The organism is Brachybacterium aquaticum (assembly GCF_014204755.1).
Taxonomy (GTDB): domain Bacteria; phylum Actinomycetota; class Actinomycetes; order Actinomycetales; family Dermabacteraceae; genus Brachybacterium; species Brachybacterium aquaticum.
The window spans coordinates 2184014-2208798 of sequence record NZ_JACHLZ010000001.1; the positions used below are offsets into that span (position 1 = coordinate 2184014).

At 72.2% G+C, this 24785-nt stretch carries 18 protein-coding genes, 3 tRNA genes and 1 pseudogene; 8 read left to right on the top strand and 14 right to left on the bottom strand.

Features of this window, described 5'->3' with window-relative positions:
* Positions 1-98: 98 nt before the first annotated feature.
* The 4 genes from HNR70_RS09770 (at position 99) to valS (ending at position 5478) form a co-directional block, all read left to right on the top strand.
* A complete protein-coding gene (locus HNR70_RS09770) occupies positions 99-338 on the top strand; it encodes a pentapeptide repeat-containing protein (RefSeq protein WP_184325488.1) in 240 nt (79 codons plus the stop codon).
* A gap of 4 nt (positions 339-342) precedes the next feature.
* Complete coding sequence (locus HNR70_RS09775; protein WP_184325489.1) at positions 343-1083, top strand: response regulator transcription factor; 741 nt, start codon at positions 343-345, stop codon at positions 1081-1083.
* The gene (locus HNR70_RS09780) at positions 1080-2708 is read left to right on the top strand and encodes a sensor histidine kinase (RefSeq protein ID WP_184325490.1); all 1629 of its coding nucleotides are present in this window, start codon (positions 1080-1082) and stop codon (positions 2706-2708) included. Before HNR70_RS09775 ends, HNR70_RS09780 begins: the two co-directional genes overlap by 4 nt.
* Before the next feature lie 100 nt (positions 2709-2808).
* Positions 2809-5478 (top strand): valine--tRNA ligase, encoded by a 2670-nt coding sequence (valS, locus tag HNR70_RS09785; RefSeq protein ID WP_184325491.1) that lies wholly within the window; start codon positions 2809-2811, stop codon positions 5476-5478.
* Between the two features lie 91 nt (positions 5479-5569).
* On the opposite strand, the gene selB is transcribed toward valS, so the two are convergent.
* The 3 genes from selB to HNR70_RS09800 all read right to left on the bottom strand — a co-directional run bounded on the left by selB (position 5570) and on the right by HNR70_RS09800 (position 8877).
* Positions 5570-7357: a selenocysteine-specific translation elongation factor gene (selB, locus tag HNR70_RS09790; RefSeq protein ID WP_184325492.1), complete on the bottom strand. Its 1788-nt coding sequence runs from the start codon at positions 7355-7357 to the stop codon at positions 5570-5572.
* Positions 7357-8712 carry an L-seryl-tRNA(Sec) selenium transferase gene (selA, locus tag HNR70_RS09795; RefSeq protein WP_184325493.1) on the bottom strand — a complete coding sequence of 452 codons (1356 nt, stop codon included), beginning with the start codon at positions 8710-8712 and terminating at the stop codon, positions 7357-7359. Before selA ends, selB begins: the two co-directional genes overlap by 1 nt.
* A 70-nt stretch (positions 8713-8782) precedes the next feature.
* Positions 8783-8877: transfer RNA gene (locus HNR70_RS09800), tRNA-Sec, on the bottom strand.
* Between the two features lie 74 nt (positions 8878-8951).
* Here HNR70_RS09800 and selD point away from each other — a divergent pair.
* Positions 8952-9971, top strand: coding sequence for a selenide, water dikinase SelD (selD, locus tag HNR70_RS09805; RefSeq protein ID WP_184325494.1), 1020 nt, complete (start codon positions 8952-8954; stop codon positions 9969-9971).
* A gap of 36 nt (positions 9972-10007) precedes the next feature.
* On the opposite strand, the gene nrfD is transcribed toward selD, so the two are convergent.
* The 7 genes from nrfD to HNR70_RS09845 all read right to left on the bottom strand — a co-directional run bounded on the left by nrfD (position 10008) and on the right by HNR70_RS09845 (position 18846).
* Positions 10008-11123: an NrfD/PsrC family molybdoenzyme membrane anchor subunit gene (gene nrfD, locus HNR70_RS09810; RefSeq protein ID WP_184325495.1), complete on the bottom strand. Its 1116-nt coding sequence runs from the start codon at positions 11121-11123 to the stop codon at positions 10008-10010.
* Complete coding sequence (locus tag HNR70_RS09815; protein ID WP_184325496.1) at positions 11120-12121, bottom strand: 4Fe-4S dicluster domain-containing protein; 1002 nt, start codon at positions 12119-12121, stop codon at positions 11120-11122. The genes nrfD and HNR70_RS09815 overlap by 4 nt, the downstream gene beginning before the upstream one ends.
* A complete protein-coding gene (fdnG, locus tag HNR70_RS09820) occupies positions 12118-15414 on the bottom strand; it encodes a formate dehydrogenase-N subunit alpha (protein WP_246375195.1) in 3297 nt (1098 codons plus the stop codon). Before fdnG ends, HNR70_RS09815 begins: the two co-directional genes overlap by 4 nt.
* Positions 15415-15489: 75 nt before the next feature.
* A complete protein-coding gene (locus HNR70_RS09830; RefSeq protein WP_184325499.1) occupies positions 15490-15885 on the bottom strand; it encodes a chorismate mutase in 396 nt (131 codons plus the stop codon).
* Positions 15882-17219, bottom strand: coding sequence for an ATP-dependent Clp protease ATP-binding subunit ClpX (gene clpX / locus HNR70_RS09835; RefSeq protein WP_184325500.1), 1338 nt, complete (start codon positions 17217-17219; stop codon positions 15882-15884). Before clpX ends, HNR70_RS09830 begins: the two co-directional genes overlap by 4 nt.
* Positions 17220-17479: 260 nt before the next feature.
* Positions 17480-18187 carry an ATP-dependent Clp protease proteolytic subunit gene (locus HNR70_RS09840; protein WP_312857628.1) on the bottom strand — a complete coding sequence of 236 codons (708 nt, stop codon included), beginning with the start codon at positions 18185-18187 and terminating at the stop codon, positions 17480-17482.
* Positions 18188-18231: 44 nt separating this feature from the next.
* The gene (locus HNR70_RS09845) at positions 18232-18846 is read right to left on the bottom strand and encodes an ATP-dependent Clp protease proteolytic subunit (RefSeq protein WP_184326634.1); all 615 of its coding nucleotides are present in this window, start codon (positions 18844-18846) and stop codon (positions 18232-18234) included.
* 432 nt (positions 18847-19278) lie between these two features.
* Here HNR70_RS09845 and HNR70_RS09850 point away from each other — a divergent pair, with 432 nt between their 5' ends.
* Both HNR70_RS09850 and HNR70_RS09855 read left to right on the top strand, forming a co-directional pair.
* Positions 19279-20112, top strand: coding sequence for a C40 family peptidase (locus HNR70_RS09850; RefSeq protein WP_184325501.1), 834 nt, complete (start codon positions 19279-19281; stop codon positions 20110-20112).
* Positions 20113-20282: 170 nt separating this feature from the next.
* Positions 20283-20861: a dihydrofolate reductase family protein gene (locus HNR70_RS09855; protein ID WP_184325502.1), complete on the top strand. Its 579-nt coding sequence runs from the start codon at positions 20283-20285 to the stop codon at positions 20859-20861.
* Positions 20862-20994: 133 nt separating this feature from the next.
* Here HNR70_RS09855 and tig read toward each other — a convergent pair whose 3' ends face one another.
* Together tig and HNR70_RS09865 are read right to left on the bottom strand one after the other, a co-directional pair.
* Positions 20995-22611, bottom strand: a complete 1617-nt coding sequence (gene tig / locus HNR70_RS09860) for a trigger factor (protein WP_184325503.1) — start codon at positions 22609-22611, stop codon at positions 20995-20997.
* An 86-nt stretch (positions 22612-22697) separates the two neighbouring features.
* Positions 22698-22771: transfer RNA gene (locus HNR70_RS09865), tRNA-Pro, on the bottom strand.
* Between the two features lie 147 nt (positions 22772-22918).
* Here HNR70_RS09865 and HNR70_RS09870 point away from each other — a divergent pair.
* A tRNA-Gly gene (locus tag HNR70_RS09870) sits at positions 22919-22992 on the top strand.
* A 610-nt stretch (positions 22993-23602) separates the two neighbouring features.
* Here HNR70_RS09870 and HNR70_RS15895 read toward each other — a convergent pair.
* Both HNR70_RS15895 and HNR70_RS15595 read right to left on the bottom strand, forming a co-directional pair.
* Positions 23603-23848, bottom strand: coding sequence for a VOC family protein (locus tag HNR70_RS15895; RefSeq protein ID WP_246375629.1), 246 nt, complete (start codon positions 23846-23848; stop codon positions 23603-23605).
* Positions 23849-23867: 19 nt separating this feature from the next.
* Positions 23868-24305 (bottom strand): annotated as a pseudogene (locus HNR70_RS15595) (helix-turn-helix transcriptional regulator); the annotation flags it as partial.
* Positions 24306-24785: the final 480 nt, after the last annotated feature.

Here is a 24785-nt window from a genome sequence, read left to right on the forward strand (position 1 = left end):
CGCCCGCTCCCGCCTGCCGCGCCTCATCCCCGTGCCTCATCCCCGTGCCTCAGCACGCTCACAGCAGATCAATAGCCTCGCGCCCGATCGTGAGCGCCATGAACTCGCACCGCGCAGACCTCCACAGCGCCGACCTCCACCGCGCAGACCTCCACAGCGCCGACCTCCACCGCGCAGACCTCCACAGCGCTTCCGGCGCCGCTCCCGCCCCGGCGCCCGCCTCCCGTCCTGACGCCCCCGACGCCGCCCCGGCGCTGCGGCCCGTCGAATGGGCAGGGCGCAAGCCCGCCGTCCGCGCAGCCCTCGCCGTCGGGTCCCCCGTCGGCGTGGGAGGATGACCCCATGACCGCTGGACTGGCGGCGGCGCTGAGCGCCCTCCCGCGCCTCGAACATCCCGACGGCTCCCCGATCAGGGCGCTCGTCGTCGAGGACGAGCCCACCATCGCGGACCTGCTGCGCTTCCCGCTGCAGCTGATCGGGTGGGAGGTGACCGTGGTCGGCGACGGCCTGGAGGCCGTGCGCGTGGCCCGTGACCTGCGCCCGGACGTGCTGGTGCTGGACCGGATGCTCCCCGGTCTCGAGGGGCTCGAGGTGCTGCGCCGGATCCGGCTGCTGCAGCCGGACGTCCCCTCCCTCATGCTGACGGCGCTGGATGCGCCGAGCGACCGGGTGGGCGGCCTCGCCGCCGGGGCCGACGACTACGTCACCAAGCCCTTCACCATCGAGGAGGTGCTGCTGCGCCTGCACCGCCTGGTCCAGCGCTCCGGCGTCACCGCCCGGCAGGCGAACGAGCTGGTGGTCGGCGACCTGGTGATGAACCTCGATGCCCACGAGGTGACCCGGGGCGGCGACCCGATCGCTCTGACGGCCACCCAGTACCAGCTGCTGCAGTACCTGATGGAGAACCCCCACCGCGTGCTCTCCAAGGCGCAGATCCTCGACGCCGTGTGGAACTACGACTTCGGCGGCCAGGCCAACATCGTGGAGCTGTACATCTCCTACCTGCGCAAGAAGATCGACGTCGGCCGCGAGCCGATGATCCGCACCGTGCGCGGCGCGGGCTACATGCTCAAGCCCGCATGAGCCGAGCCCGCACGAGCCGGCCCCGCACCACGCAGGACTCCCCCGACGCCACCGGCTCCCCCGACGCCACCACCACCCCGGTGGGCCGGCGCTCGTTGCGCGCGACCATGGTCGTGCTGCTCGCGGCGACGGTCGCGCTGCTGTGCCTCGGCGTCGGCGTGGTCACGCACGTCTCCGTCAGCGGGCACCTGCGTGATCAGCTCGACGAGCAGCTGGGCCGCGCGGCCGACCGGCGCATGCCTCCCACGAACGGCGACTCCGGGGGCGTGGATCTCAGCGACGTCGACCCCGGCACCGTCCCCGACCTCTCCGGCGCCCCCGCGGGCCCCGGCGCCGGCGAGTTCGAGCTCGGCGCGCTGATGCTGGCGACGGACGGGTCCCTGCAGGGCTCCTGGCGGGATGCGCAGGGCGCGATCCACGAGCTCGGCACCGAGGACCAGGAGGCCCTCGCCGCGGCCGCGACCGACGCGGTCACCTCCGTGAACCGGGACGTGTCACTGACCATCGGCGACTACCGCGTGCACGCCGACGAGACCGGCGGCGTCGTGGTCATCACCGGACTGCCGCTCGCGACCACCACCTCCACCATCACCCGGCTCGACCTGACCCTGCTGCTGGCCGGGGTGCTCGCGACCTTGGTCGCCGGGGTGGCCGGCTCCCTCATCGTGCGGCGGGCGCTCGGCCCGCTGGAGGAGGTCACCGCCGTCGCCCGCCACATCGCCGACATGCCGCTGACCGGCGGCGACGTGGCGCTCACCGCCCGAGTGCGCCCCGAGATCGCGCGCGCCGGCACCGAGCCCGGCGAGGTGGGGCGGGCGCTGAACCTGCTCATCGACAACGTCGACGAGGCCCTCGAGGTGCGGGCGCTGAGCGAGACCCGGATGCGCCGCTTCGTGGCGGACGCCTCGCACGAGCTGCGCACCCCGCTGACCGCGATCCGCGGCTACGCCGAGATGCTGCGCTACACCGAGGAGCTCACTCCTCGCGGCGAGCAGTCCGTGGAGCGGATGGAGGCGCAGGCCGAGCGGATGACGGCGCTCGTGGAGGACATGCTGCTGCTGGCCCGGCTGGACGAGGAGGCCCTCGCCGCGGCCGGGGTCCACGGCGCGATGCGGACCGGTGCCACGTCGGGGCACGACGAGGTCGTGGAGCTCGGGGAGATCGTGGTCGACGCGGTCATGGACGCACGGGTCACCGCGCCCGGGCACAGCTGGCGGCTCGAGGTGGGGGCCGACGAGGTCCCCGTGCGCGGCGACGCCCGCCAGCTCACCCAGGTGGTGGTGAACCTCCTCGCCAACGCCCGCAAGCACACACCCGACGGGACCGAGGTGCGGGTGCGGCTCGGCACGGAGCAGGGCACGGTGGAGGGCGCCGAGAAGGGCGCCGTGACGAGCACCGCCGTGCTCGAGGTGATCGACGACGGCCCCGGCATCGACCCGGCGATCGCCGACCACGTCTTCGCCCGCTTCGCCCGTGCCGACTCCGCCCGCTCCGGCAGCGACGGCACGACCGGGCTCGGGCTCTCCATCGTCCAGGCGATCACCGAGGCGCACCACGGCCGCATCGAGGTGGACTCCCGCCCCGGCCGCACCGCGTTCACCGTGCGCCTGCCGCTCGCCTCCTGAGCGACGGCGGGCGCTCACGGCGCGCCCACGTGGCGCACCCGACCCTCCACGACGCGGGATCGTTCTCGATCCGGCGCGCGCGCCTGGAACAATGGCCCCCATGACCGATACCGCACCGCACCAGAGCGCCTCCATCCCCGACCGCCCCTCCCTCGAGGGTCTGGAGGAGAAGTGGGACGGCGTATGGAGCGAGCAGCAGCTGTACGCCTTCGACCCGGACACCACCCGTGACCAGGTCTTCAGCGTCGACACCCCGCCGCCCACCGCGTCGGGCTCCCTGCACATCGGCCACGTCTTCGGCTACTCGCAGGCGGACATGATCGTGCGCTACCAGCGCATGCGCGGCAAGAACGTGTTCTACCCGCTGGGCTGGGACGACAACGGCCTGCCCACCGAGCGCCGCGCCCAGAACTACTACGGCGTGCGCTGCGATCCGTCGCTGCCCTACGACCCGGACTTCACGCCCCCGCAGGTGGGCGGCGACAACAAGTCCGCGAAGGCCGCGAACCAGCTGCCGATCTCGCGCCGCAACTTCATCGAGCTGTGCGAGCAGCTGACCACCCTGGACGAGAAGTCCTTCGAGGAGGTCTTCCGCACCCTGGGCCTGTCGGTGGACTGGAACCACAGCTACCAGACGATCAACGCACACTCCCGCGCCACCTCCCAGCGCGCCTTCCTGGAGAACCTCGCCGCCGGCCAGGCCTACCAGGCCGAGGCCCCCACCATGTGGGACGTCACCTACCGCACGGCGGTGGCGCAGGCCGAGCAGGAGGACCGCGACCGCGACGGTGCCTACCACCGCATCGGCTTCACCCGCACGGACGGCACCGGTGAGCAGGTGTTCATCGAGACCACCCGCCCGGAGCTGCTGCCCGCGTGCGTGGCCCTGGTCGCCCATCCGGACGATGAGCGCTACCACGAGCTGTTCGGCACCACCGTCGTCTCCCCGATCTTCGGGGTCGAGGTGCCGGTCAAGGCCCACCCCCTCGCCCAGCCCGACAAGGGTGCTGGCATTGCGATGATCTGCACCTTCGGCGACGCGAACGACGTCATCTGGTGGCGCGAGCTCGGGCTGCCCACCCGCTCGGTCATCGGCCGCGACGGCCGCTTCCTGCCCGAGGCGCCGTGGATCTCCTCGGCCGAGGGCCAGGCCGCCTACGCGGAGCTCGCGGGCCTGACCGTGTTCAGCGCCCAGAAGAAGGTCGTCGAGATGGTCACCGAGTCCGGTGACCTCGTCGGCGAGCCCAAGAAGATCTCCCACCCCGTGAAGTTCTACGAGAACGGCGACAAGCCGCTGGAGTTCGTCACCTCCCGCCAGTGGTACCTCACCAACGGCGGCCGCGACACCTCCGAGGGCGGGCTGCGCGACGAGCTCATCGCCCGCGGCAAGGAGCTGACCTGGCACCCGGCCTACATGGAGTCCCGCTACCGCAACTGGGTGGAGGGCCTGGCCGGTGACTGGCTGATCTCCCGCCAGCGCTTCTACGGCGTGCCCTTCCCGGTCTGGTACGCGGTGGGCGAGGACGGCGAGACCGACTACGACACCGTGCTCACCCCGCCCGTCGAGGACCTGCCGATCGATCCCACGATCGACGTCCCCGCCGGGTACACCGAGGCGCAGCGGAACCAGCCCGGCGGCTTCGTCGCCGACCCCGACATCCTGGACACCTGGGCCACCTCGTCCCTGAGCCCGCAGCTCGCCGGCGGCTGGAACTCGGACCCTGACCTGTTCGGCAAGGTGTACCCGATGGACCTGCGCCCGCAGGGCCACGACATCATCCGCACCTGGCTGTTCTCCACGATCGTCCGCTCGCACCTGCAGCAGGACGCGCTGCCGTGGAAGCACGCCTCGATCAACGGCTGGATCCTGGACCCGGACCGCAAGAAGATGTCCAAGTCCAAGGGCAACGTGGTCACCCCCATCGGGCTGCTGCAGCAGCACGGCTCCGACGGTGTGCGCTACTGGGCGGGCCGGGCCCGCCAGGGCGTGGACACCGCTTTCGACGAGGGCCAGATGAAGATCGGCCGACGCCTGGCGATCAAGATCCTCAACGCCTCGAAGTTCGCCCTGGGCTTCGGCGAGGCGCCCGCGGATCCCGCCGGTCGTCTGGCCGCGGACCCGTCCGTGGTCACCGATCCGCTGGACCGGGCGCTGCTGGCCCAGCTCGCGGACGTGGTCGAGCAGGCCACCGCCGCGAACGACGACATGGACTACGCCCGCGCCCTCGAGGTCGTCGAGCCCTTCTTCTGGGCGTTCTGCGACGACTACATCGAGCTGGTCAAGGAGCGCGCCCACGGCAACTCGGAGGCCGGCGAGGCCGGGGCCGCCTCGGCCCGTGCGGCGCTCGCGATCACCCTCGAGGTGCTGCTGCGTCTGTTCGCGCCGGTGGTCGTGTTCGCGACCGAGGAGGTCTGGTCGTGGTGGCGAGGCGGCTCCGTGCACACCCAGCCCTGGCCGGAGGCCGCGCCGCTGCGCGAGGCCGCCCAAGGCCAGGACGCGGCGCTGGTGGACACCGTCGCCCAGGCCGCGATCGTGCTGCGCCGCATCAAGTCCGACGCGAAGGTCTCCCAGAAGACCCCGATCCTGTCGCTGCGCCTGGTCGCTCCGACCGGGCAGCTCGCGCACCTCGAGGCCGCCCGGGGCGACCTGATCGCGCTGGGCCGGATCGAGCAGCTGGAGCTGGCCGGGGCGGAGGACGCCGAGGGCCTGCGCACCGAGGACGTCGAGCTGGGCGAGCCGCCGGTGAAGCAGCCCCGCAACCAGGGCTGAGCGCCAACTCCCGAAGGCACGGCCTCCGCCCCTCCGCAGGTCCCCGCCCCGTTGCGCGCGCCGTCCCGGCGCCCGTGGCGGGGCGGCGTGCTCAGCGCACGATCTCGCGGTGCCCGGCGTCCAGGCGCCGGGTCCAGCCGCGGGAGTCGAGGTGCTCGAGCAGCGGGATGACGATGCGGCGCGTGGTGTCCAGCGCCTGACGGGCCTGGCTGGTGGTGAAGGGCTGGTCGAGCCGGGCGAGCTCGCGCATGGCGAGCGCGGGAGCGGTGGGCAGCAGCACCACCCCGTCGGCCAGGCGCAGCAGGCGCCCCTGCGCGGCCGCGGCCGCGATCTCCTTCGGCCCGAGCTTCAGGGCGGTGAGGTCGTCGGACTCCGGGGCGCGGAAGGGTGCTGCGGCCAGGCGCTTCTCCAGCTCCGCCACGGCCTGCTCGGCCGCGCCGAGCCCGGCGACCGTCTGCGGGTCGCGCACCCGGCCGGCCTCCTGGCGCAGACCCGCGGCAGTGACCACCGCGTCGAGCAGGGTGGGATCGGGCAGGCCGAGCGCGTCGATCGCGGCCTTGCGCGGTACCCCGGCGGAGAGAGGGTCCTCGCGGCGGTCACGCTCGACGAGCGCGGCGAGCCGCTCGCTCCAGGCAGTCGATGCTGCGCCGTCCACGAGCCAGGGCCCGTGCCCGGTGATCCCGTCCGGCAGTGTCTCGGGCACCTCGATCCCGTAGCGCGCCAGCTCCTCGCGGCGGACGACCCCGCGGCGGGTCACCTCGTGGACGAGGTCGCCGCCGACGGGCATGGCCTCGAGCGCCGCACGGCGTCGGGCACCGTCGCCGCGGCGGGTGAGGGAGGGCGGGTCCACGTCGAGGATCTGCACGCCCGTGCGGACGCTGCGGGAGCCGCTGCCGCGCAGCACCATCCGGTCGCCGACGCGAAGCGGCAGCTCACGGTCCAGGGTGAGGCGGGCGTGGTCCTCGCCGAGCGGGCGCACGCGGGCGGGCACGGCGGCGGTGCCGACATGCACGACGAGCTCCCCCGGGGCGCTCTCGAGGTCCACGCCGCTGGTGCGGCGCACGTCCACGAGCGCAGTGCGCGCGAAGGCGCCGGGGGTCAGCAGCGCGTCCCCGCGATGGACCTGTTCGGTGGTGACGCCGCGCAGGTTCACGGCGGCACGGCTGACGGGGCCGAGCGCGTCCACGGGGCCGCCGCGGCTCTGCACGGCGCGCACGGCGACCTCGCCGCTGTGGGCGGCGCCGACGAGCTCGAGCCGGTCCTCGGGGGCGAGGGTTCCGGCGGCGAGGGTGCCGGTGACCACGGTCCCGGCGCCGGAGATGGAGAAGGCACGGTCCACCCACAGCCGTACGGGCGCGGCGGCCGACGGCAGGCGCGCCGCCTCGACCGCCCGGTCCAGCTCGTCGCGCAGCGCGTCCATCCCCTGCCCAGTGACGGCGGAGACCGCGACCGCCGGAGCATTCGCGAGGCCGGTGCCGGCGAGCTCCTGTCGGGCTTCGGCGACGACCGCGTCGACGCGGTCCGGGGCGAGGTCGGCGCGGGTGATCACCAGCAGCCCCTGGTCGATGCCGAGGGCCGCGACGGCGTCGCGATGGTCCGAGGACTGGGCCTGCCAGCCCTCGTCGGCCGCGACGACGAAGCAGACGATGGGGGCCGGGCCGATGCCGGCGAGCATGTTCCCGAGGAACCGCTCGTGGCCGGGGACGTCCACGAAGGAGACCTCGCGGCCGGACGGAAGCTGGGTCCACGCGAAGCCGAGGTCGATGGTGAGGCCGCGCTGCTTCTCCTCGTCCCAGCGGTCCGGCTCGATGCCGGTCAGGGCGCGCACGAGGGTGGACTTGCCGTGGTCGACGTGCCCGGCGGTCGCGATGACCTGCATCAGCGCTTCCCGTCGGCGGTGATGACCGCACCCGCGCGGGCGGCTTCGATCGCGGCGGCGAGGGTGTCGTCGGCCTCGCCCGGCACGCAGCGCAGGTCCAGCAGGCAGGCGTCGTCGCGGACGGTCGCGACCACGGCGGGCTCCCCGGCGCGCAGGGGCGCGGCGAGCCCGGGCTCGAGGGCGAGGGCCCAGCCGGGCAGGGGCACCTCGGCTCCTCCCCCGCCGCCGACGCGGCCGTCATGCGGGACGACGCTGCCGCCGACGCGCTCGGCGAGGCGCGCGGTGCGCTCCCGCAGCGCCACCGGGTCCTGGCGCAGTGCGGCGAGCACGGGCGGGACCGGTCCGGCGAGGGTCGCCTCGAGCGCGGCGAGGGCGAGCTTGTCGGCGCGGACCGCACGGGCGAGCGGATGGCGGGCCAGGCGCGCGATGACCTCGGCGCGGCCCAGCAGGATCCCGGCCTGGGGGCCGCCGAGCAGCTTGTCGCCGCTGGTGAGGACCACGTCCGCGCCGTCGGCGAGGGCAGTGGCGGTGTCGGGCTCGGCGGGCAGGGCCGGCTCCGGGGCCAGCAGCCCGGAGCCGAGGTCCGCGATGAGCGGGACGCCGTGGGCGTGGGCGATCCCTGCGAGCTCGGCGATGCCGACCTCGCTCGTGAATCCCTCGATGCGGTAGTTGCTGGTGTGGACCTTGAGGACCGCGCCGACGGTCCCGCCCGCGAGGGCGTCGCGGTAGTCCGCGGCGTGGGTGCGGTTGGTGGTGCCGACCTCGCGCACCTGCGCCCCGGCGGAGGCGACGAGCTCGGCGAGGCGGAAGCCGGCCCCGATCTCCACGAGCTCGCCGCGGCTCCACAGCACCTCTCGGCCCGCGGCGAGCGCGGTCGTGGCCAGCAGCAGGGCGGCGGCGCCGTTGTTGACCACCAGGGCGTCCTCCGCGGCGGGGCAGGCGGCGAGCAGAGCGGCCCGGGCACCGGCGCCGCGGCGGGCGCGGGCACCGGTGGCGAGGTCGAACTCGACGTCGGTGTACCCGCTCGCGTCCTGCAGGGCCTGCCGGGCGGCGGCGGAGAGCGGGGCCCGGCCGAGGTTCGTGTGAACGATGACCCCGGTCGCGTTCAGCACCGGACGCAGCGAGGAGGCGCTGTGCTCCCCGAGCGCGGCGAGCACCGCGGCCTGCACATCCTCCGGGGCGATCTCCCCGCGGCGGGCACGGTCCTGGGCGGCGCGGACCACGTCGCGCACCACCCGCTCCCCCATCGACCCGCTCGCGGCGACGACCTCGGGCAGGGCGAGCAGATGATCGGTGCGCGGGATGCGGCGACGAGGGTCCTGCGCGCCCTGGTCGCCGGTCGGGGACTGCGGCACGGGACCTCCTGCGCACGGGATCGGACGTCCGTCGGTCGGCGGCTGCGGCGGGGCCGATGGGACGGTGGCGTGGCGGAGGCGGACGGGAATCGAACCCGCCAGACCGAGATGCTCGGTCTCACCGGTTTTGAAGACCGGGGCGCCCACCAGGACACGTACGCCTCCGCCGCCCACCGTATCACCGCGGGACCTGCGACGACTCCCGCCGCCGGAGGGCGGGAGCGGACTATGGTCGTGCCATGAGCGAGAGCACGATCCAACCCCTGTCCCGTCCTTCGATCCGTCTGACCACCATGGCCCACGGCGGCGGCTGCGCCTCCAAGATCCCGCCGGGCGAGCTGGAGGAGGTCGTCTCGTCGCTGGCCGAGCAGAGCTACGACCAGGTCATCGTGGGGCTGGACGACGGCGACGACGCCGCAGCGGTGCGGATCGGCGGGCCGGACGGCCAGACCGCCGTGCTCTCCACCGCGGACTTCTTCACCCCCGTGGTCGACGACCCCTACGACTGGGGCCGAATCGCTGCGGCCAACGCCCTCTCGGACATCTACGCGATGGGGGGCGACCCGGTGGTCGCGATCAACCTCGTGGGCTGGCCGCGCGAGGTGCTGCCCTACGAGCTCCTGCAGCGGGTCCTCGAAGGCGGCCTCGCCGTCGCCAAGGAGGCCGGCGTCCCGGTGATCGGCGGGCACTCGGTGGACGATCCGGAGCCGAAGTACGGCATGGCCGTCACCGGCACCGCCCACCCGGACCGCCTGCTGCGCAACGACGCCGCGGAGGCGGGCCTGCCGCTGACCCTCACCAAGCCGCTCGGCGTGGGCCTGCTGAACAACCGCCACAAATCCACCGGCGACGTGTTCCCTTCGGCGATCGAGACGATGACGACCCTGAACCGCGACGCCTCGAAGGCGGCGCTCGCGGCCGGGGTGCGCGCGGCCACCGACATCACCGGCTTCGGTCTGCTGGGGCACCTGTTCAAGATGGGCCGCGCCTCCGGCGTGGGCGCGGTGATCGATCGCGCCGCCGTGCCGCTGGTCGACGGGGCGGCGGAGGCGCTGCGGGACGGGTTCGTCTCCGGCGGTACCCGTCGCAACCTCCACTGGGTGCGCCACGCGGTGCGCCCGGGCGCCGGGATCACCGAGGACGATCTGCTGATGCTCGCGGATGCGCAGACCTCGGGCGGTCTGCTCGTGGTCGGCGAGGTGCCCGGCTACCCGGTGATCGGCGAGACCGTCGCGGGCGAGGGCATCGAAGTGCGCTGAGTCCCGGGCGACCCGGCGGGCCCAGGCCGGCCCGCCTCAGCCGACGGTCGTGATCGAGTCGTCGGTGATGCCGGCGGCGCGGCGGGCGGCCAGGCGCGCCTTCTGCGGCTCGATGACGCGGCGCGGGTCCTTGGCGGACTCGAGCCCGGCCTCGAGCACCCCGAAGCGGGTCAGTGCCGAGGAGGCCAGCAGCGCGGCGCCGCTCGCGGCGGCGATCCACCGGTTGCGCCCGCCGAGCAGGGTGCCGATGCCGCCCGCGATCGCGAGGCGCTCGGACCACTTCAGCATCGCCCCGGCCCTGCCGGTCTCCAGCGGCTCCCGCTCCAGCGGATGCATGGACTCCTTCATCAGGTGCATGCTCGCCACGTCGCCGGCGACCCCGGCGGTGGCGAGCAGGCGGGCCGGACCGGCCTCGGCGACCGGGGTGCTGAGCATCGCGGCGCCGCCCGCGGCGAGGCTCGCCGAGGAGACGAAGAGGTAGGAGAGGTGGCCGCGGCCGGCCTCCCAGGTGGGGACCACGGTATTGCCCAGCAGCGCACCGGTGTACGAGGCGAGCAGTGGGGCGAGTCCGGCCTGGGCCACGGACACCGGGCCCTCCACGCCGCGGAGCAGGGTGCGCAGCGGCCCGAGCGGCACGCGCTCCCCGGTCAGAGTGTCCACCTCGAGCGCGGCGAGCACGCCGGAGACGGTGCCGTAGCCGGCCACCACCCAGGTCCCGAGGCTCATCGGGGAGGTGATCTTCACGGTGCGCATCATGTTCAGGAACCGCTCGGGGCGGCCCAGGTCCTCGATCAGCGCGACGGTGCCGAGGCCCACGGCGCCGAGCGCCGTCAGCCGGGCGTTGCGGCGCAGCACGGGCCGGCCCGTGCACTGGGCACCGAAGGCCAGCAGCCCGGACCCGCCGGCGACGCCGCCGAGGAACAGGTACACGGCGATCGGCGCCTCCCACGGCGGCGCCTTGACGACGGGGCGGCCGTAGTAGGAGTCGTACTCGTCGGACCGCTCGAACTCGACGTCCTCGACGACCGCGCCCTCACGGGACCCGTCGCCCATGCCGACCTCGCCGAGGCTGCGGCGGCGACGCCCTCTGCCGCCTCCACGGCGGCGAGGCTGCTGCGGGGGCCGGTCGGCGTCGAACTCGCTGACGCTCATCGGCGGGCCCCCAGGAAGGACAGGGCCACGGCCGCGACCATCCCCGCCGCGGCGAGGCCGGTGCGGGCGTAGGTCCTCGGCAGCGACTTGGTGGGCACCTGCGGGTCGGGCGGGAGGCCGTACACCTCGGGCTCGTCCAGCAGCAGGAACACCGAACCGGTGCCGCCCACGCCGTCCTTGGGGTTCGCGCCGTACAGCCGCGCCTCGGTCATGCCGCGCTCGTGCAGGGTCGCGACGCGCTGCTTCGCGTCGGCCTTGAGGTCGGGGTGGTCGCCGAAGGTGATCGACTGGGTGGGGCAGGTCGCGGAGCAGGCGGGCTGCTCGCCGTCGACGAGGCGGTCGTAGCACAGCGTGCACTTGCTGGCGGTGCGGGCCCGTTCGTCCTTCTCCTCGCGGTGCGCGAAGGGCGAGACGGTGCCGTCGTCGCGGCGCTCGATGACCCCGAAGGGGCACGCGCTCACGCAGGTGCCGCAACCGTTGCACACGTCCTGCTGGACGACCACGGAGCCGAACTCGGAGCGGAAGATCGCACCGGTCGGGCACACGTCCAGGCATCCGGCGTTGGTACAGTGCTTGCACACGTCCGAGGACATCAGCCAGCGGAACTCGGGGGTGTCCGGCGGGGTGCGGTCGACCTGCGAGAGGTCCCCGGCGGGGGTCGCACCGCGGGCCCCGGAGGACTTCGGGCCGATGGTCGGCATGCCGAGGCTGACGAGCTTCCGCCCGGACTCGCGAGCCTCCTCGATCCGCTCCTGGCCCTGCTCGACGAACGCGACGTGACGCCAGGTGTTCGCACCCAGGGCGCCGGTGTTGTCGTAGCTGGATCCGAGGATCTCGAGGTTGCCGTCGATGGGGTTGCGGTTCCACTCCTTGCACGCCACCTCGCAGGCCTTGCAGCCGATGCAGATCGAGGTGTCGGTGAAGAAGCCCTTTCGCGCGTGGTCGTGGCCCCAGCCGGTGTCGGCGGCGGGTCCCTCCGGTCCTGCGAGCAGGCTCATCGGTTCTCCATTCCCTTCATCGACGACTCGCCCGTGGGCACCGCGGTGGCCTCCTCCGGTCCGCGCACCTCGTGCGCGACGAGGTCCGCGGCGGGGCCGGCGCCCGGAGCGCCCTCGGCCCCGTCGACCTGCGGATGCTCCTCGGGGATCAGCCCGGCGCGACGTCGGTACGCCTTGACGAGCTCCGCCCGCCCGGCGCCGCGGGGGCGCCTCCCCGGGATGATCGTGCACGAGTTGTTCTTGCTGTTCTGGATCTGGGTGTTGGCATCGAGGTTCATGCCGATCAGATCGTTGGCGCCGTCGCCCTGGACGATCGCCTCGTCACCGCGGCCCCAGTGGAAGGGCAGCCCGATCTGATGTATCGTGCGCCCGCCCACCTGAAGCGGCGTCATCCGCTCGGTGACCAGCACCTTCGCCTCGATCGCGTTGCGCGCCGAGATGATGGTGGCCCAGCCGTAGGGCTCCAGGCCCAGCTCCTCGGCGAGCTCCGGGGAGACCTCGCAGTACATCTCCGGCTGCAGCTCGGCGAGGTAGGGCAGGAAGCGGCTCATGCCGCCCGCGGTGTGGTGCTCGGTGATCCGGTACGTGGTGAAGACGTACGGGTACACCTCGCCGCCCTTCCCGGTCGCGCCCGGGGAGCTGAGGTTGTCCTCGTCCCGGAAGGTGACGCGCGTGGGGTTGGACTGCTGCGGGTACAGGGGGTTGGGGACGTTGGACTCCGGGGACTCGTAGTGGGTGGGCATCGGCCCGTCCACCATGCCCGTCGGGGCGAACAGCCAGCCGCGCCCGTCGGACTGCATGATGAATGCGTCGTTGCCGGCCAGCGCCGCGGCGCCGCCCTTGGTCGGGTCACCGGGGTCGTCGGGCCGCTTGGTCGGCGGGAAGTCGGGGACGTCCTTGCCGGTCCACTTCCCGGCCTCCTCGTCCCACCACACCCACTTCTTCCGCTCGCTCCACGGCTTGCCGTCGGCGTCGGCCGAGGCGCGGTTGTAGAGGATGCGACGGTTGGCGGGCCAGGCCCAGCCCCACTCCAGCGCGGTCTCGTCCTGATCCTTGCCGGGCGTGCGCCGACGGGCCATGTTGACCCCGCCCGCGTTGACGCCGGCGTAGATCCAGCAGCCGCCCATGGTGGAGCCGTCGGCCTTCATCTCGCCGAAGGCGGCGAGCGGCTGCCCGGCCTTCTCGCCGGTCAGGTGTCGGCCGTTGATCTCGGCGAACACCGCCTCCGCGTCCGGCTCGCCGTGCTCGTCCACCGGGTAGTCCCAGGTGAGGTCGAGAATCGGCCGGTCGCGGGGATCGGTGGAGTCCTTGAGCTTCTCGCGGACGCGACGGCCCAGGTCGTACATGAACTCCAGGTCGCTCTTCGCATCGCCCGGCGCGTCCACGGCCTTGTCGCGCCACTGGACCAGACGCTGGGTCTGGGTGAAGGACCCGGCCTTCTCGGTGTGGTTCGCGGCCGGAAGGAAGAACATCTCGGTGCCGATCTGCTCGGGCGAGAGCTCCCCGGACTCGATCTCCGGGCCGTCCTTCCAGAAGGTCGCGGACTCGATCATGTAGAAGTCGCGCACCACCATCCACTTCAGGTGCGTCAGGCCCAGGCGCTGCATGCGACCGTTGGCCGAGCCGACGGCGGGGTTCTGGCCGAACAGGAAGTACCCGTCGACCCCGCCCTCGAGCATCCGCATCAGGGTCTGGTAGGTGCCGTGCGCGCCGGTGAGCTTGGGCAGGTTGTGGTAGCCCCAGTCGTTCTCGGCGGTCGCATGCTTCCCCCACCAGGCCTTGAGGAGGTTGATGGTGTAGATGTCGGCGTTGGCCCAGAAGCCCTTCTGCTCCTTGGTGCCCACCGCCCGGGTGAAATCCCCGAAGTCGTCCTGGCCCACCTTCGGCATCGGCAGGTAGCCGGGCAGGATGTGGTAGAGCGTGGGGATGTCGGTGGAGCCCTGGATCGTGGCGTGGCCGCGCAGCGCCATGATGCCGCCGCCCGGACGGCCCATGTTGCCCATGAGCAGCTGCAGGATGCCCGAGGTGCGGATCATCTGCGCACCGCCCTGGTGCTGGGTCCAGCCCAGCGCATAGGCGAACATCGTGGTCTTCTCGCGCCCCGAGTTCTCCGCGATGGAGCGGGCGAGGTACTCGAAGTCCTCCGGCGAGATGCCGCAGGTCTCCTGCACCATCTCCGGGGTGTAGCGCGAGTAGTGGCGCTTCAGGATCTGGAACACGGTTCGCGGGTGCTGCAGGGTCTCGTCGCGGTCCGGCAGGCCGCGCGCGACCATGTCCGGGTCACCGGCGTACGCCCAGGTCGAGTTGTCGTACGTGCCGGTCTCCGGGTCGTAGCCGGAGAACAGGCCGTCGAGGTCCTCGGGATCGCCGTACTCCTCGCTGATCAGCGTCGAGGCATTGGTGAACGCGCGCACGTACTCGTCGAAGTACAGCTCGTTCTCCAGCACGTACCGGATCACGCCGCCGAGCAGGACGATGTCCGTGCCGGTGCGGATCGGGATGTGCCGATCGGCGTTGGCCGAGGTGCGCGTGAAGCGGGGGTCCACGTGGATCACGCGGGCACCGCGCTTGCGCGCCTCGATCACGTACTGGAACGCGACCGGATGGGCCTCGGCCATGTTCGAGCCCTCGATGACGATGAGGTCAGCGTTGGCGAAGTCCTGCACCGTGTTCGTGGCACCGCCACGACCGAACGAGGCTCCCAGACTGGGAACCGTGGCGGAGTGTCATATGCGGGCCTGGTTCTCCATCTGGATGGCGCCCGCGGCGGTGAAGAACTTCTTGATCAGATAGTTCTCCTCGTTGTCGATGGTCGCACCGCCGAGGCTGGCGATGCCCAGCGTGCGCTTCAGGGGCCGGCCCTGCGCGTCCTCGTCCTCCCAGTGCTTGCGCCGGGCCTCGAGGAAGCGATCCGCGATCATGTCCATCGCGGTGTCCAGGTCGAGGTCCTCCCACTCGGTCCCGTAGGGACGGCGGTAGCGGACCTTCGTCTGGCGGAGGTAGGAGTTGGCCAGCTGCTCGCTGGCGGCACCCTTGGGGCACAGGCGCCCGCGGGAGATCGGGGAGTTCGGGTTGCCCTCGATCTGGATGACCTTGCCGTCCTTGTGGTACACCCGCTGGCTGCAGCCCACGGCGCAGTAGGGGCAGACGCTCTCGGCCATCCCGTCGGCGTCGGAGGTGCGCGGTGCGGTGCCGCGGGTCCGCTCGGAGGTGACGGCGGTGCCACGACCGGTCGGATCCGCTCCGCGCAGCTGCCGGATCACCGGCCAGTCGAGGAACGTGGTGCGAGCCATGCCAGCGATGCTACCAGCGGTGCAGCAGGGGCGACGGGGGTTCGACACACCGGACGGGCGGCCGACGGGGCGGGGTCAGGACTCCCCCGGACCCTCCTCGCGGATCCGCTCGTGATGACGGATCACCTCGGTGACGATGAAGCGCAGAAACGCCTCGGCGAAGGTCGGGTCCAGACCCGCGTCGTGGGCGAGGGAGCGCAGACGCTCGATCTGTGCCTGCTCGCGGGACGGATCCGCCGGGGGCAGGCCGTGCTCGGCCTTCAGCACCCCGACGCGCTGGGTGTGGGAGAAGCGCTCGGCGAGCAGATGCACGAGCGCGGCGTCGATGTTGTCGATGCTGCGCCGCTCCTCGCCCAGCAGCTCGCGGGCACGGGCGACCTCCGCCTCACGCGCAGGATCGACGGGATCGGTCCCCGCGGGCGCACCGGCGTCCTGGCGGGCCTCGGCCTGGCAGGCGTCGGCTGCGCTCATGCGCTGCGCTCCTGCGGGGAGGCGACCTGGCGGTCCGCGTCCTTGCCGGTGAGCATCAGCGGGGCGCGGCCCTCGGTGATCACGCCCTCGGTGATCACGACCTTCACGACGTCGTCCCGGGAGGGGACCTCGAACATGACCGGCTGCAGGGACTCCTCGAGGATGGCGCGCAGGCCGCGCGCTCCCGTCTCCCGCTCGATGGCGCGATCGGCGATCGCCTCCAGGGCGCTGCGCTCGAAGTCGAGCTCGACCCCGTCCAGCGCGAACATCTTCTGGTACTGCTTGACCAGGGCGTTGCGCGGCTCGGTGAGGATGGTGATCAGCGCGTCGTGGTCGAGGTTGGACACGCTGGTGATGACCGGCAGGCGGCCGATGAACTCGGGGATCAGCCCGAACTTGAGCAGGTCCTCGGGCAGGAGCTTGGAGTACAGCGCCTCCTGCTGCAGCGGGGAGTGCAGCTCGGAGCCGAAGCCGATGCCGCGCTTGCCGATCCGGTTGCCGATGATGTCCTCGATGCCGGCGAAGGCGCCGGCGACGATGAACAGCACGTTGGTCGTGTCGATCTGGATGAACTCCTGGTGGGGGTGCTTGCGACCGCCCTGCGGCGGGACCGCGGCGACCGTGCCCTCCAGGATCTTCAGCAGCGCCTGCTGCACGCCCTCGCCGGAGACGTCCCGGGTGATCGAGGGGTTCTCGGCCTTGCGGCCGATCTTGTCGACCTCGTCGATGTAGATGATGCCGCGCTCGGCCTTCTTGACGTCATAGTCCGCGGCCTGCAGCAGCTTCAGCAGGATGTTCTCGACGTCCTCGCCGACGTACCCGGCCTCGGTCAGCGCGGTCGCGTCCGCCATGGCGAAGGGGACGTCGAGCATCTTGGCGAGGGTCTGGGCGAGGTAGGTCTTCCCGCAGCCGGTGGGCCCCACCAGCATCACGTTGGACTTGGCGACCTCGATGTCGTCGCGCTCGGCACCGGCCTCCTCGGCCAGCGCCGCGGCGGCGCTCCTCGCCCCGGAGCCGGCTTGGGCGGCGTCCTGAGCGCGCACGCGCTTGTAGTGGTTGTAGACCGCGACGGAGAGGGCGCGCTTGGCGGGCTCCTGGCCCACCACGTACTCCTCGAGGAAGTCGAAGATCTCGCGCGGGGTGGGCAGCGGCGCCTGCTCCTCGGAGGCGGGCTGGGCAGCCTGGATCTCCTCGGCGATGATCTCGTTGCAGAGCTCGATGCACTCCTCGCAGATGTACACACCGGGCCCCGAGATCAGGCGCTCGACCTGCTTCTGGGACTTGCCGCAGAAGGAGCACTTGAACACGTCGGCCCCATCGCTCGTGCGCGCCATGTCCGTGTCCTCTCCTCGGGCGGTCATTCCTCGGTCGTCCCGGCGGCATGGCCGGGGCGGTCCCCTCTCGCGGACCCCACCAACGGTACAGCGTGGGGCCGTCGCGACGCGGGAGGCGGAGCGCCCGCTGCCGCGGGCCCCGCTCCTCCGCGCCCCCGCCGGACGGGCACGGTCGAGGTCGACCTCGCCGCGCCGTCGACGGGAGCATGCGCGCCGCGCCCGGCGGAGACGGTCCTCCGGCGGGCGCGGCGCGACGCTGCTCAGTTCGGGATCTGTCCCTTGGTCTCCTTGCGGGAAGCCAGGACCTGGTCGACCAGGCCGTACTCGAGAGCGGCCTGCGCGGTGAGGATCTTGTCGCGCTCGATGTCGACGCTGACCTGCTCCTTGGTGCGACCGGAGTGGTGGGCCAGGGTCTCCTCGAGCCACTCGCGCATGCGCATGATCTCGTTGGCCTGGATCTCCAGGTCGGAGGCCTGGCCGCCGCCGCCCTCGCCGCCCATGGCGGGCTGGTGGATGAGGATGCGGGCGTTGGGCAGGGCGAGGCGCTTGCCGGGGGTACCGGCGGCGAGCAGCACGGCGGCGGCGGAGGCCGCCTGGCCCAGGCACACGGTGGTGATGTCGGGCTTGATGTACTGCATCGTGTCGTAGATCGCGGTCAGCGCCGTGAACGAGCCGCCGGGGCTGTTGATGTACAGCGTGATGTCGCGGTCGGGGTCCTGGGACTCGAGCACGAGCAGCTGGGCCATCACGTCGTCGGCCGAAGCGTCGTCCACCTGGACGCCCAGGAAGATGATGCGGTCCTCGAACAGCTTGGTGTACGGGTCCTGGCGCTTGAAGCCGTAGGCCGTGCGCTCCTCGTACTGGGGCAGCACGTAGCGGGAGGTGGGCATCTGCGGGGCGGCGCCACGGCCGTAGCCGCCGGCCTGGGCGGTGGGCAGCGCGCCGATGGTGCGGGGATCGAAGGTCACGGGGTCTCCTGGTCTCGAGAGTGTCGTGGAAAGGACGGGCGCGGTCAGCCCTCGGTGCCGCCGCCGCCGGAGACGTCACCCGACCCGGTGACGATCTTGTCGATGAAGCCGTACTCGAGGGCCTCGCTCGCGGTGAACCAGTGGTCGCGGTCCGAGTCGGCGGTGATCTGCTCGACGCTCTTGCCGGTCTGCTCGGCGATCAGCTCGGCGAGCTGGCGCTTCATGGACAGGATGAGGTCGGCCTGGATGCGGATGTCGGTGGCGGTGCCGCCGAGGCCGCCCAGCGGCTGGTGCATGAGCACGCGGGTGTGCGGGGTCGCGTAGCGCTTGCCCTTCGCCCCCGAGGAGAGCAGGAACTGGCCCATCGACGCGGCCATGCCCATGCCGACGGTGACGATGTCGGGCTTGACGAACTGCATGGTGTCGTAGATGGCCATGCCCGCGGTGATCGAGCCGCCGGGGCTGTTGATGTAGAGGTAGATGTCCTTCTCGGGGTCCTCGGCCGCCAGCAGCAGGATCTTGGCGCAGATCGCGTTGGCGTTCTCGTCGCGGACCTCCGAGCCGAGCCACACGATGCGCTCGCGCAGGAGGCGCTGGTACACGTTGTCGTCGAGGCCCATCGGGGAGTCGCCGCCGGCGTCGCGGGGCGCGGGGTTCATCGAGGTCGCTGAGGTCACTGGAGCTCCTTGATCGCGGAAATCTTCGATGGGTCGACTCTATGCGCCGGTCGGGGCCCGCGGCCTCCTGTTCGCCGCAGGCGCACTGTCCCGCGGGGCCCCCAGGGCGGCCGAGGGGCCGACGGAATCGTCGGCGGGGATCCGCCGGGCGCCGACGGGTGCCGCCCGAGCGCACGGAAGGCGGACATGTGGCCCCGCCCCCGTCAGATCGTCAAGACGGGGCGAGGAAGGGTCACGAGAGTGCACGACTGTGTAAAAAGAACGCCAAGTAACTGGTCGGGCTCTGCCAAGCACCTGGTGACGCGCTGGAAGTCGCTTCTACCTTTGAGCCATCGCCTAGACAACGGTGGTCACGACAGCCAGCAGGACAGCCCCGGCCTTCCGGTCGGGATCGGAAGGAACGAACCGCACATCATGGCTCAGCACAACTCGCACCGCGCCCCCGGCCGCGCGCAGCTCCCCACCCGCCACGCGCACCAGGCCGCCAAGGGCCTCGGCGGCGCTGCGGTTCTCGGCACCGTGGTCCTCGGCACCGCGTTCGCCGGCTCCGCGCAGGCCGCCCCCGCTGCTCCGGCCGCCCCGGCCGTGAGCGCCCCCGCGGCCGCGCAGGCCGCCCCCGCCACCACCACGGTCGCCCCGTCGGCCGTCCTGAACACCACCGAGAAGCTCCGCTGGGGCTCCCGCGGCGCCTCCGTGCAGGAGCTGCAGACCGCGCTGAACAACAACGGCGCGAACCTCGCCGTCGACGGCGTGTTCGGCCCGCGCACCCACAGCGCGGTGAAGGAGTACCAGTCCGACGCCGGTCTGTACGTGGACGGCGTCGTCGGCAAGAACACCCGCAGCGCCCTCAACGGCGGTGGCGTCTCCACCGGCGGTGCCTCCGCTCCGGCCGCCTCCTCCTCCTCGAGCACCTCCACCTCCGGCAGCTCGATCGTCAACAAGGCCCGCACCGCCATCGGCGTGCCCTACAGCTGGGGCGGCTCCTCCTTCTCCGGCATGGATTGCTCGGGCCTCGTGAACTACGCCTACTCCGGCACCGGCATCAACATCGGCCGCACCTCCAGCCAGATCACCAACGGCGGCCGCCAGATCTCGCAGTCCCAGGCCCAGCCCGGCGACATCGTCTCGTGGCCCGGCCACGTCGGCATCTACGCCGGCAACGGCAAGGTCATCGACGCCGGCCGCACCCCGGCCTCCGTCACCGAGCGCAACATCTGGGGCAACCCGATCTTCGTGACCTACCGCTGATCCAGCGCCTGCGTCGCGACCACCTCGAGGGCCCGGTCTCCACACGGAGACCGGGCTCTCGTGCGTCCGGGGTGCGATGCCGGTCCGCTCCCCCGGTTGACTCCCCCGCACCCCGTGCCGACGATGGATCTCCGGGGGCTCCGCGCCCCACACCTCGCGAGGAGCACGCCATGGGCAAGCTCGCCTACGGATTCACCGCATCGCTGGACGGGTTCATCGCCGGGCCCGGCCATGACATGAGCTTCCTCGGCGACGTCCCACCGTCCGATCCCGACCCGGCCGCGGACCCGCAGCTCGAGAAGCTGGCCGCCGCGGTGGGGGTGATCATCTCGGGCCGTGCCGGGTATGACGCCGCCCGGGCCCAGGCCGGGGAGCGGGACGAGCTGACCTCCGAGGCGTACGGAGGGAAATGGTCCGGCACCGAGATCATCCTGACCCACCGCCCCGAGGAGCTCGCCGGCGACCCCTCGGTCCTCGCCCTGGACATCGACGTGCGCGAGGCGATCCGCCGCGCGCAGGAGATCGCGGGCGAGAAGGACGTGCAGATCATCAGCGCCGACATCGCCCGTCAGGCGATCGAGCACGGCCTCGTGGACGAGCTGCAGGTGTGGACGGCGCCGGTCTTCCTCGGTGACGGCACGCGGATCTTCGCGGTCCCGGGCGGCCGACGGGTCCGCTGGGAACCGGCCGGCACGATCGGGACGGATCCGCAGACCTGCGGACGGCTCTACCGGCCCCGGCACGACTGAGCGGTCCGGGGCGGCTTCGCAGCCCGGCGCGGCTGAGCGCCCCCGGCAGAGCTGGGTGCCCCGGCACGGCGACGGGCCGCCACCCCCGAAGGGGTGACGGCCCGCGCAGCAGCGCCCTCAGGGGCGCCGGGGGTCACTCGGCGTCGGTCGCCTCAGCGGCCTCGTCCTCGGACGTCTCGGCAGCCTTCTTCGCCGGAGCCTTGCGGGCGGGGGCCTTCTTGGCCGGAGCCTTGCGGGCCGGGGCCTTCTTGGCGGGAGCCTTCTCCTCGGCGGCCTCGTCGGCCGGAGCCTCGGCAGCGGCCTCGTCGGCCTTCTCCGCGTCGGCCTCGGCGGTGTCGTCGGCCGCAGCGGCCTTCTTGGCCGGAGCCTTCTTCGCCGGCGCCTTCTTGGCGGGGGCCTTCTTCGCCGGAGCCTTCTTGGCCGGAGCCTTCTCCTCGGCGTCCTCGGAGGACTCAGCGGCCTCGTCGGACTCCTCGGCGGCCGGGGTCAGGCCCAGGTCGAGCACGTCGCCGGCGGCGTTCTTCACGGTCACGTCCGCGAGCACCACGTCCAGGGCCTTGGAGCGCTGGACCTCGGAGAAGATCTGCTCGAGCTGACCGGACTGGGCGAGCATCTGCATGAGCTGGTTGGGCTCGATGCCGTACTGCGCCGAGAGCTGGGTCATGTAGCTCATGAGGTCGTTCTGGTCGACGTCGACCTGGCGGGTGCCGTTGATCTCGTCGAGCAGGAACTGGGCGCGGATCGCCTTGACGGTGTCCTCGCGGATCTCCTCGCCGTGCGGGTCGCCGGCCTCCTTGCCCTCGTTCTGCAGGTGGGTGAGGATCTCGTCCTCCACCAGCTGGTCGGGGATGGGGATCTCGACCTCGTCGAGGAGCTTCTCGAGCAGGGCGTTGCGGGCCAGGGCCACGCGGTTGCCCTCAGCGTCCTTGGCGGCCTGGACCTTCAGGTCCTCCTTGAGCTCGTCGATGGTGTCGAACTCGGAGGCCATCTCGGCGAACTCGTCGTCGGCCTCGGGCAGCTCGCGGACCTTGACGGACTGCGCGGTGACCTTGACCTGGGCCTCCTCGCCGGCGCGGTCGCCACCGGCCAGCTTGGACGCGAAGGTGGTCGTCTCGCCGGCGGACAGGCCGATCAGGGCCTCGTCCAGGCCCTCGAGCATGTTGCCCTCGCCGATCTGGTAGGAGACGCCCTCGACGGACTCGATCTCCTCGTCCTCGATAGTGGCGGTCATGTCGATCGAGACGAAGTCGCCGTCCTCGGCGGGGCGGTCCACGCCCACCAGGGTGCCGAAGCGCTCGCGCAGCTCGTTCAGGCGCACCTCGACCGCGTCGTCGTCGACCGAGGGCTCCTCGATCTCGACCTCGACGTCGGAGAACTCGGGCAGCGCGATCTCGGGGCGCACGTCCTGCTCGACGGTGAACTGGAGGCTGCCGTCCTCGGAGCCGTCCAGGCCGGGGACCTCGGTGACCTCGACCTCGGGGCGACCCACGGGCTTCAGCTCCGCCTCGGCGGCGGCCTGCTGGTAGAAGTCGGGCAGGGAGTCGTTGACGGCCTCCTGCATGATCGCGGGGCGGCCGAAGCGCTGCTCGACGAGCTTGGAGGGGACCTTGCCCTTGCGGAAGCCGGGGATCTGCACCTGATCGGCGATCTTCTTGGTGGCGGCCTCGACGGCGGGCTTCAGCTCGTCGAAGGGCACCTCGACGGTGAGCTTCACCCGGGTGGGGCTGAGCTTCTCGGACTCGGTCTTCACTGGTCAGGTCTCCCTGTGGATGGACAGCAGATGGACGTTCTCGGGTGGCGCCCCGGAGCTCGCGCGGTGGCGACCCGGTGGCGGAGTCGGGGTGACAGGATTTGAACCTGCGACTTCCCGCTCCCAAAGCGGGTGCTCTACCAAGCTGAGCTACACCCCGGAGGGCAACCCAGGGGATATTACCCGTTCCCCCTGCGCGACGGCGGGATGGGACCGGACGCCTGTGAGCAGATGCATGTCGTCTGGCCCACGTATGGCCCGCGGGGAATGTGCTCCTGCGCCCTGATCTGGTTCAATGGGGCGGCACGCGGGCGTAGCTCAATGGTAGAGCCTCAGTCTTCCAAACTGATTACGCGGGTTCGATTCCCGTCGCCCGCTCCAGCATCATTGCAAGTCAGGGCCCTGCTCCTCGCGAGGAGCAGGGCCCTTTCCCTGTGCCGGGAGGCGTCGAGCGGTGCCGACGCGCCTGAGGCTCAGCCTGCTGCGGTCCCACCCTCGACGGCCCGGCGCACCAGGAGGGCGATCCTGTCCGCCGCGGCATCGCCCACCTCGGTGACGGCGAAGGAGGCCGCCCACATGCTCCCCTCGTCCAGCTGTGCGACGGCGTTGAAGCGGATGCTGCTGTAGCGCTCCTCGAACTTCGAGGCCGGGGTGAAGAAGCACAGCACGTCGCCGTCCAGAGCCCAGGCCGGCATCCCGTACCAGGTGCGCGCATCCAGCTGCGGGGCGACGAGGGAGACGATCTCGTGCACCCGCGTCGCATCCCGCCGGTCCGCCTCGGGCAGGCCAGCGATCAACTCCTCGAGCTTGGCCCGGTCGCTCTCGCGCTTCTTGGCGCCCTTGCCCTGCGCCTTCTCGGCGCGCAGCTCCTCGGCGCGGGCGCGCATCGCCTCCTTCTCGGCGTCGCTGAAGGTGCCGGAGGTGTGGTCGTCGGTGCTCATGGATCCCTGTCCTGATCGGTGCGGTGCAAAGGTCGCGGTGCGGTGACGGATCAGGACTGGGCCTGCTGGATGCGGACCATGTTCCCCGCAGGGTCCCGCACCGCGCAGTCGCGGATGCCGTAGTCCTGGTCGACCGGCTCCTGCACGATCTCGGCGCCGGCGGCCTCGAGCGCCGCGAAGGTCACGTCGAGGTCTGCGGAGCCGAGGACGTCCCGGTAGAAGGCGAGGGAGGCCTCGGGGTCGGTGTGCGGGAGGAAGCTGGAGTGGATGGTCAGTGCGGGCGATGTCGTGGTCATGCACCCCACGCGAGGAGCCTTCCGCGCGCGGTGCTTCTCGATTCCTGACCGGCCTGGTGACCTTCCGGGCGATGCACGGCGGCATCGTGTCCAGCACCTCGGCGCCGTGCTCGCGGTAGGCGCTCGGAGAGACGCCCACCAGCTCCTTGAACCGGGTGCTGAAGGTGCGCAGCGACGAGAAGCCGACGTCCATGCAGATCCTGGTGACGGAGCGGTCGGCGGTGCGCAGCAGCGTCATCGCCCGCTCCACCCGCCGGGTCATGAGATAGGAGTAGGGCGGCTCCCCGTACTCCTCGCGGAAGCGTCGGCTGAGGTGCCCGGCGGAGAGGTGCACGCCCGCGGCGAGCGCCTCGACATCCAGGGGCACGTGGTGCTCGCGGTCGATCTGGTCCCGCACCCGGCGCAGGAGCAAGAGGTCCGGGGCGGGCGCGGTCGCGCGGGCGGGGACCCTCCTCAGGCGCAGCAGGGCGGTGGCACCGTCGTCGCCCTCGATCACGTCGGCCGACGGGCGCTCCGTCGCGGGGAGGGCCGCGACGAGGTCGAGGGCGGCCATGGCCTGGTCGCGGTGCATCTCCAGGAGCATCACCCCGTCCGCGGTCAGGTGCGCGGCGGCACCGTCGAGCATCCGGCGTACGTGGTCGAGGCCGTCCTCGCCGCCGAGCAGCGCCGTGAGCGGTTTGTGCTCGCGCGCCTCCCGGGGCATGAGCCGCAGCTGATCGTCGGGGACGTAGGGCGGCACGGCGGCGATCACGTCGAAGCGGGGCGGGTGCGGGGGCAGCGCCACCCAGCCGTCGCCGTGGTGGAGGGTCGCCTCCTCGGGCAGGTTCCGTCGGGCACAGTCCAGGGCGCGCTCGTCGAGCTCGGCGGCGTGCACGTGGGCGCTGGGGAGACGGCGGGCCAGGTGTGCGGCGACCGGGGCGACCCCGGCGTACATCTC

What these genes read in the sequence shown, in the direction of transcription:
- HNR70_RS09770 (WP_184325488.1), top strand. Translation starts at nt 99, where the DNA reads ATGAACTCGCACCGCGCAGACCTCCACAGCGCCGACCTCCACCGCGCA.
- HNR70_RS15895 (WP_246375629.1), bottom strand. Translation starts at nt 23,848, where the DNA reads ATGACCACGACATCGCCCGCACTGACCATCCACTCCAGCTTCCTCCCG.
- HNR70_RS09830 (WP_184325499.1), bottom strand. Translation starts at nt 15,885, where the DNA reads ATGAGCGCAGCCGACGCCTGCCAGGCCGAGGCCCGCCAGGACGCCGGT.
- selB (WP_184325492.1), bottom strand. Translation starts at nt 7,357, where the DNA reads ATGCAGGTCATCGCGACCGCCGGGCACGTCGACCACGGCAAGTCCACC.
- nrfD (WP_184325495.1), bottom strand. Translation starts at nt 11,123, where the DNA reads ATGAGCGTCAGCGAGTTCGACGCCGACCGGCCCCCGCAGCAGCCTCGC.
- HNR70_RS09775 (WP_184325489.1), top strand. Translation starts at nt 343, where the DNA reads ATGACCGCTGGACTGGCGGCGGCGCTGAGCGCCCTCCCGCGCCTCGAA.
- selD (WP_184325494.1), top strand. Translation starts at nt 8,952, where the DNA reads ATGAGCGAGAGCACGATCCAACCCCTGTCCCGTCCTTCGATCCGTCTG.
- valS (WP_184325491.1), top strand. Translation starts at nt 2,809, where the DNA reads ATGACCGATACCGCACCGCACCAGAGCGCCTCCATCCCCGACCGCCCC.
- HNR70_RS09845 (WP_184326634.1), bottom strand. Translation starts at nt 18,846, where the DNA reads ATGAACCCCGCGCCCCGCGACGCCGGCGGCGACTCCCCGATGGGCCTC.
- clpX (WP_184325500.1), bottom strand. Translation starts at nt 17,219, where the DNA reads ATGGCGCGCACGAGCGATGGGGCCGACGTGTTCAAGTGCTCCTTCTGC.
- HNR70_RS09850 (WP_184325501.1), top strand. Translation starts at nt 19,279, where the DNA reads ATGGCTCAGCACAACTCGCACCGCGCCCCCGGCCGCGCGCAGCTCCCC.
- HNR70_RS09780 (WP_184325490.1), top strand. Translation starts at nt 1,080, where the DNA reads ATGAGCCGAGCCCGCACGAGCCGGCCCCGCACCACGCAGGACTCCCCC.
- HNR70_RS09855 (WP_184325502.1), top strand. Translation starts at nt 20,283, where the DNA reads ATGGGCAAGCTCGCCTACGGATTCACCGCATCGCTGGACGGGTTCATC.
- HNR70_RS09815 (WP_184325496.1), bottom strand. Translation starts at nt 12,121, where the DNA reads ATGAGCCTGCTCGCAGGACCGGAGGGACCCGCCGCCGACACCGGCTGG.